Annotated in this window: 6 protein-coding genes; 1 reads left to right on the forward strand and 5 read right to left on the reverse strand. The window is 38.5% G+C overall.

The features are described from left to right. Positions 1 to 340 precede the first annotated feature (340 nt). The 5 genes from M23134_RS35455 to M23134_RS40700 form a co-directional block, all read right to left on the reverse strand. Positions 341 to 1,906: a leucine-rich repeat domain-containing protein gene (locus tag M23134_RS35455; protein WP_002705372.1), complete on the reverse strand. Its 1,566-nt coding sequence runs from the start codon at positions 1,904 to 1,906 to the stop codon at positions 341 to 343. Positions 1,907 to 2,143: 237 nt separating this feature from the next. Next, positions 2,144 to 2,719, reverse strand: a complete 576-nt coding sequence (locus tag M23134_RS35460) for a hypothetical protein (RefSeq protein ID WP_002705374.1) — start codon at positions 2,717 to 2,719, stop codon at positions 2,144 to 2,146. A 17-nt stretch (positions 2,720 to 2,736) separates the two neighbouring features. Beyond that, positions 2,737 to 4,056, reverse strand: coding sequence for a hypothetical protein (locus M23134_RS35465; protein ID WP_157558810.1), 1,320 nt, complete (start codon positions 4,054 to 4,056; stop codon positions 2,737 to 2,739). 587 nt (positions 4,057 to 4,643) lie between these two features. Next, positions 4,644 to 4,931, reverse strand: coding sequence for a hypothetical protein (locus M23134_RS35470; protein WP_002705377.1), 288 nt, complete (start codon positions 4,929 to 4,931; stop codon positions 4,644 to 4,646). 3 nt (positions 4,932 to 4,934) lie between these two features. After that, complete coding sequence (locus M23134_RS40700) at positions 4,935 to 6,626, reverse strand: RHS repeat domain-containing protein (RefSeq protein WP_157558811.1); 1,692 nt, start codon at positions 6,624 to 6,626, stop codon at positions 4,935 to 4,937. A 123-nt stretch (positions 6,627 to 6,749) separates the two neighbouring features. On the opposite strand from M23134_RS40700, the gene M23134_RS41605 reads away from it, so the two are divergent. Beyond that, on the forward strand, positions 6,750 to 6,908 hold the full coding sequence (locus M23134_RS41605) for a hypothetical protein (RefSeq protein ID WP_002705381.1): 159 nt from the start codon (positions 6,750 to 6,752) through the stop codon (positions 6,906 to 6,908). Positions 6,909 to 7,107 lie beyond the last annotated feature (199 nt).

The raw sequence follows: 7,107 nt of genomic DNA on the forward strand, positions 1-7,107 counted from the left end.
AATTTCACAAAAGTTACTCATTTATTTTATGAACCATTGATAACCTGCGGTAAAGTTTTTACAGGGAGGGTAAATTTGGTCATTTTTTGGCTAAAATTTATCAATCTTTGGGTAGTCAATATGTAAAGAAGTGTTTCCCTAGTTCTTTGAAGTCTTGAGCAATGCTGTTACCCCATTCAATAACTGCCAGGCTTCTGGTACCTTGGCTAGACGCAAATACCATTGCTGGTTATAAAACTTATTGTTAACCATATATTTTCACTTTAGTTGCTGCCCTCAAAAAAGAGTAAAGCGTGACAACAAAATTTCACCTCAGGCTTGCACCTTTACATAGATACACTCAATAATCTGTTGCACCAGGTGGTAAGAACTCCTTAATGGCTTTTAGCGCCTCCTGTGAGAACTTATTATGGGCGATGTATAAGTTTATCAAATCAAGTTTGTAAAAACTTTTGGGCAATGTCTTTAATTGGTTGTAACGCAACTGTAAATACACCAGCCCCTTGAGCGCTCCAATTGATTTTGGTAAACTTGTCAATTGGTTATGATTTGCGTTCAAAGTGCCTAAACCACTTAATTTACTCAAACTTTCAGGAAACTGTGTCAATTGATTGTGCGATAAATTTAAATTACCAAGGTTCTGAAGGTTGCCAATGCTTTCAGGAAGCCGTGTCAATTGATTGTAAGACAAATTCAAGAGAACGAGGTTTTGAAGGTTGTCAATGGCTTCAGGCAAAGTAGTTAATTTACTTTTCAATATTTGAAGCCTTCTCAGCTTTTTTAGGTTGCCAATGCCCTTGGGCAAGGTGGTGAGTGGCACATTCAACAAAAATAACATTTCGAGGTTCTGCAAGTCTCCTATGCTTTGGGGAAGGGTGGCAAACTGTCCATTGACAATTTTTAAATACTTTAGCTGTTTAAACTGCCCTATGCCTGGGGTCAATGCTACCAAATTATTTACCTCTAACTCTAACATTTCCAACTCAGGAAAGTTGCCAATGCTTTTAGGCAAAGTACGAAGGTGATGTGCTATTAATGTCATTTTTTTTAGCTTGGGGAGTTGGCTCAGGCTTTTGGGTAAAGTGGTTAACCTGTTTACCTGTAATACCAGCTGCTCTAAGTTTGGAAGCCTGCCTATGCTTTTGGGTAATTTTTTCAAAGCATCTGCCCTTAGGATGAGTTTTTTTAAATTTTGAAGTTTACCTATGCTTTTGGGTAATTTTTTCAAAGCATCTGCCCTTAGGATGAGTTTTTTTAAATTTTGAAGTTTACCTATGCTTTTGGGTAATTTTTTCAAAGCATCTGCCCTTAGGATGAGTTTTTTTAAATTTTGAAGTTTACCTATGCTTTTGGGTAATTTCTTCAAAGCATCTACCCTTAGGATGAGCTTTTTTAAATTTTGAAGTTTACCTATACTTTTAGGCAAGGCACGAAGGCTATTGGACCCTATTTTTAGCCTTTGCAACTTTTGAAGTTTACCTATCCCTTTAGGCAATCTCGTTAAACTATTTGCATTTAACTCAAGGCGATATAAATTCTTAAGTTTGCTTATGCTTTTGGGCAAAGCAATAAGGCTATCCGATTTTATTCTCAAAGAATACAGGTTAAGCTCTCCAAAATTCTTCGGTAATGTCTTTAGGTTTTTACATTTTATTATAAGGCCTCTCAAGTCTTTAAGTTCGCTTATTCGTGGAGACAAATTTATTACATTATCACCATATAACACCATGGTTTCTATAGGTCGAGAGGATTTAGCTTGGGTAGCGAGGGCATCTTCTACTGAAGAAAACCTTTTATAATATTGCCCATACCCAACCGATATTTGAGCCATTACACAAAACAACACACAAGCAAAAAACTTGAATCTATACAAAGGGTTTAGAAAACGTTCATTCAAAGGGTTCATATCAATTATTTTTGGTTAGTCCATCGCCGACTTGAGTTGTAAAGCACCACTATCGACTTTTGCTTCTTACTGGCTATATACCAAACCTTAAGAAGCATTATGGACAACAAATACTGAAAAAGTTGGATATTTCGATAATCAGTCACCATAAAGTTTCCTCGTTATTATTTTTAAATGCCAATGCTGGGCAAAGTGCCGATTATCGGGGGTTATCATTGTGTTGTTTTTTTTGATCGTCTACTTTATAATATGATGGATATAACATCCAGGCAATGCCTTTTTCAAATAATCTATCTCACCTTGTGGTAGTTTATTCTCGGCTCTGGCAAGGTTATAATGTTGATTTAGCTTATCTACAAACCTCTGATAACCCTCTAGAGTAGTGTCTGTCTCAAAGGCTTCTATAGCAGTCTGAATCCAGGCATTGTCATCCAGGTTTAGAGTTTGCTCCAGAATGTTTTGCATTTCTTCTGGCAGGTACGAAAAATCATGAAGGCTGAAATTGTTGACCAACGAAAGAATTCCCCAGCTGTAATGAAGACTCAAGGGTATAAAAGTTTCGTCTGCATTGCTTGAGTTCAAAACCAGCGAAAGTCCAGTATTGAACAGGTCTAGTTTGAGAGCCCCGTCAGTGACCAGTACTAGGTTGTAGTAAGCTTGTGCACCCTGATCGTTTTTGGTAAACTGGAGGTTTTTATAATAAATATTGTCCAGGGCATGTTGTAGCCCATTTTCCAGAAACTGTAGCTCTGGTGGAAAGTCGTTGAGGGTAACTATAGTACCCAAGTTTGGATAAAATGATTGGGTGGACATAGATTGTATTGTTTACTCTACTGCTCAAAAACATTTAAAATTTTTGCTACTCCCTTTGGTTTTTCAGGTGTATTATGATAATACTTCAGGTTTTCAGGAGTAATGGGTTGATTACTTATTCTGTGCGCTCTCAGGGCTTTTTGAGTGATAGTAAAACTTACTCGTTTATGCTTATTGAAATAATGAGTCCTATAAAAAGACTTGCTCACTTTTTCTATATCATATTGTTTCTGTTTCAATTTTTGAAGTGTTGCTTGGTTGATGGCGGTTTGGCGATACAAATCAATAAGGTAGGTGCCAGGGAGGAAGCGAAGTGTTTCTATAATCATTCCAGGTTGGGTATGACGAAGGTAGTTGGCTAGGCTAACATAGTTATTACTTTCTTTGCCCAGATACAAATATACATGCATCGTCTTATTTCCTTTTTTTAGCGCATAGTATATCAAAGACTTATAAAAGATATCTAGTTTCTTAAAAATCATTCTCTTATAATATTGGTGATCTTGTGTCAACCAAACCAAAGAAGACTTATAAAGCTCACCATTTGTAAACATACCATCTTTGTTCAAAACACCTAATCTCTTTATTTGAGTGCTTTTGGTAGTCCAGTTGCACCATAAATATATACTTCTTAATGCCTCTGGTCTCATACTAATGGGGAGACGCTGTAATATTGTTTGAACTGCTGGTGGCTTTTGATCTTTGAACAAGTAATATTGGAGTTGATCAGGGCCAATAAATTTTGGACTGACTTTAGCTTTCAGTAATTCCTTTCCTTTAATTGTCCATACCTTATCTAAGAGAAGGCGTTTTGGAATGATTGTTTGAACTTGCTCTCTGACCGTATCGATAATGGAAGCTGAATTGTCAAAAATATTGATGCAATATGTCCCTTCTTTAAACTTAAAGTCATCCAGTGTGACCCTGTGGTGCACAAGATTTTTCATTCTATGATCTACATATACATAAACCATCATCCACTTACCCCCTTTTTCCAAAGCAAACTCATGTACGGGGTTTACAGTGTAATGCCCTAAATAACGGTAAACCCTTCGAGTGATGTCTTTTTGGTTATACCCTGAATAATCCTTTCCTATAGTTAAAAAATCTTGTTCATACATCAACCAAGACTGCTTTTGCAAAATTAAACTATCTGTATGATCACCCTTCAGCAGTGCATCAATAGCAATTTTGCCCAAGCAATATACTTTTATAGAGTCCAATTCAGGGCTTTTTTCTATTGATAAAGAAGCATAGTCAAAACGTTGAGCTCTTGTCGTTTGTGTGACCAATACTAAGATCCATCCTAAGCAAAAACATTTTATAAATCGTATCATTTTTTCTGATTGTAACACTTTGCATACCTAACTGATATTTTAACTTATGCTGATTATCAACGATTTATGAATTTTGAAAGTGAGTTTTGTACTTTCAACACTCTGGAAAATTTATAAAATAAACTTCTCAAAGGTTTACTTCATTCTTTATTGATAATCAATCAGTTATATATTTTTTGTTTACTCTGCTTATTTGATGAGTAGCTTGTATTCTACTCCAAACATTCAGCAGGTAAGTAATCCGTTATTCTCAGCAAAGTTCAAATATTTAACGCTCCTTAATTACATTAGAATCTGTATAAATTACGGATTTTATAAAATACACCATATTTGATTCATATAAAATATATGGAAACCATATTTGGCTATTTGAAGTGTTCCGATTGATTTCATAAGAAATAAAAAACCCTGCACTAAACTAGCACAGGGTTACACTTTAACAGATGACTATCCCAAATCGTCTGTCTTGCAAAAGTACAGACAATCATATACTTTCGCAACTCATAAACTCCTATCTTTCAGGTTCATAAGAAATAAAAAAGCCCAAACCATTTTTACATGATTTGGGCTTTGGTTTTTAACTTGGCTTATGTTTTGCTACGCAAAGAAGAATTAGATTTAATGCCAATAGGTTTTAAATATACTTCTGTTTCTTTGTGATCTACAACAATACACTCTAGTTTTTTTCCCACTTCAAAGCTGGATGTATTTACATAGCCTATGCTTGTTAATTCAGGCACTAAATGAATAATACCTATAACAGAAGAGGCTATATCATCTCTCTCTATATTTACAAATAATCCAAATGATTCTATGCGTTGAATTGTTACAAGAACTTTTGTGTTTTTGGGTAGCTTACCTTCAATTTCTAACATTATCTAATTCGGCTTTAGGGTTCTAGGAAATGTATTTAAAATATGGAATAGCTCTCTTGGAATGGCCACTTCTCTAGGGTTTACTCCCATGTCAGGAGCTGGTCCAGGATACCTTCCTTCTTGCAAGCTTTTACCACGATGAGCATAATTAGTCACCTTAAAAATAGACTCATATATTTTCTTAGGCATTCTAATTTCAAGTATTCCTTCATTGTATATTTTTGCCCAATGTTGAGCGACTGCTCTATGGCCAGGAGGAGCAAAGTATGCAGCTCCATCAGAATACGCATCTCGAGGAAAATCTTTTTCTTGAAACCCATGCACTAACAATGTTTGAGCTTTGCCAGGCGCTGGTGCTTTATAAATTGTGACATAATTTGTTGGGTCATCTTCTTTAGTGCCTTCCAAAGGGATGGAGACAGGTATAGCAGGATCATGTGTGCCAACATCATCATCAGAAGTCATATAATAATAAGTTGCTACCCCTAATACTGCTACAAATGCTGCTGCTTTCACGATTGGATGAGGCACTTTCATGCCTTCAAACAATACTTTCCCTGTAGGAGAAGCAAGCGTCATGACGGCTGCTGCTTTTAAACGTGATGATTTCTTAGAATGATAGCCAGAGCAACCAGCCCCATGGGTTGGGCAACTGTGTCCATGGTCTTTGTTATTTCCCACTCCCCCTGATGAGTTCCACCTACCATGCTGTGCATCTAACAGGGTATTTTGGTGTCTCCCATACTCTTCGTTTTCTTGCGTCCAATCATCCAGACGCCTGTCCTCGATAGCATCGCTACCTTCAGGCGCTAAACCTGTAGGGTCATTAAATAAAACTGGATCATTAAAGGCATATTGATAAGGAGTAATACTGGGCATCATTAACGCCAGATCATCTATTCCATGAAACCTTCCCAACTGAGCATCATAACCTCTAAAAGGAGTCTCATAAAGATTCAAATCAAAGCTTTTCTCAAGCTCAGTTCCCGCATTATATTGATACCTATGCTCCGGCGTCCCTCTCTTCTCAATCCCTCGCAGGTTCATTCCAAACGGATAATAATGATTCTCCTGTACAATCAATTGCGGCGTATGTTCCACCACCATATCATCAAAGAATACTTCCTGGTCGCTTTCGTTGGCAACGAAGGCTTGGAGGTAACCGCGCTCGGTGGCGGTGTAAGTCAGTTCCAGGTCTTGCCATTGTCCGGCGCCTGGGCTCAGATGAGCAATTTGTAACGAAGCGGTAACGGGCGTCCCGTCTTTTTTATAAAATACCAGTTTTAAGTAACCACTGGGTACCGTGGCGTTCGGGTTATTACCCCCGTTGTTAGGTGTAATGCTTAACCCTAAATTCAGTAGAAAAGGCGTGTTTTCTGTAGAGATTTCACCACTGTTTGAGTGGCCGTTTACTTGTCCCAGGGTCAGCCCCCAGTTCACCGCGTTGCTATGGGTCACCGAACCCCCGGCGTAATAACCCTTCACTTTCACTTTTACCACATCGCCTTTGCTTACTTCCAGGTTGCGAAGCATTCCTAACGGCTCGGTGCTCGTCAGTTTGGCTACGTGGTTGCTGGCGCTCGTTGGATCAGAAGAAATAATCACTTCTTTGTATTCGAAACCTTGCTGTTTATCGGTGGTAACATCTTCTAAATCAGCCCGGTAAATTTTCTTTTCTCCTTCCCTGAAAGCCACCCTCAAGTTACCTAAATGGTCTTTATAGTATACGCACCTAAAATCCTGTATTTCAAATCTTTAAGCGCATCCTTTTGTTGCACTCATTACAAAGACCAAAGGCGTCAATGTAACCAAGACCAAATGTACAAAGCACTATTTTCAAAAGAAAGAAAAATGGTAAATAACCGCCTTACACCATACAAAGACCACTTTCAGCAGTGCAAAGATCGCCTTCAACAGTACAAAGCCCAGGGAGTTTGGAAAAGTGAGCGCGCAGATGAACGCAGGAGGAACGACTAAGTGAAGCGGCGCAAACACTGCGCGTAAGCCAGCGGGGAGACGACCAGGCAAAACCACTTTCGAAACCACTACTTTGAAGCTTTCTAACCGCGCGTTGGGGCCCGCCCGTGTTCACAGCCGAAGCCCAAAGGAGTGGCGGTTTTTCGCGGGTAAGCTTGCGCGAACGACGACGGCTGAAGGATGCCCGCCGACCCACCGA

The organism is Microscilla marina ATCC 23134, from assembly GCF_000169175.1.
In the GTDB taxonomy this organism is placed as follows: Bacteria; Bacteroidota; Bacteroidia; order Cytophagales; family Microscillaceae; genus Microscilla; species Microscilla marina.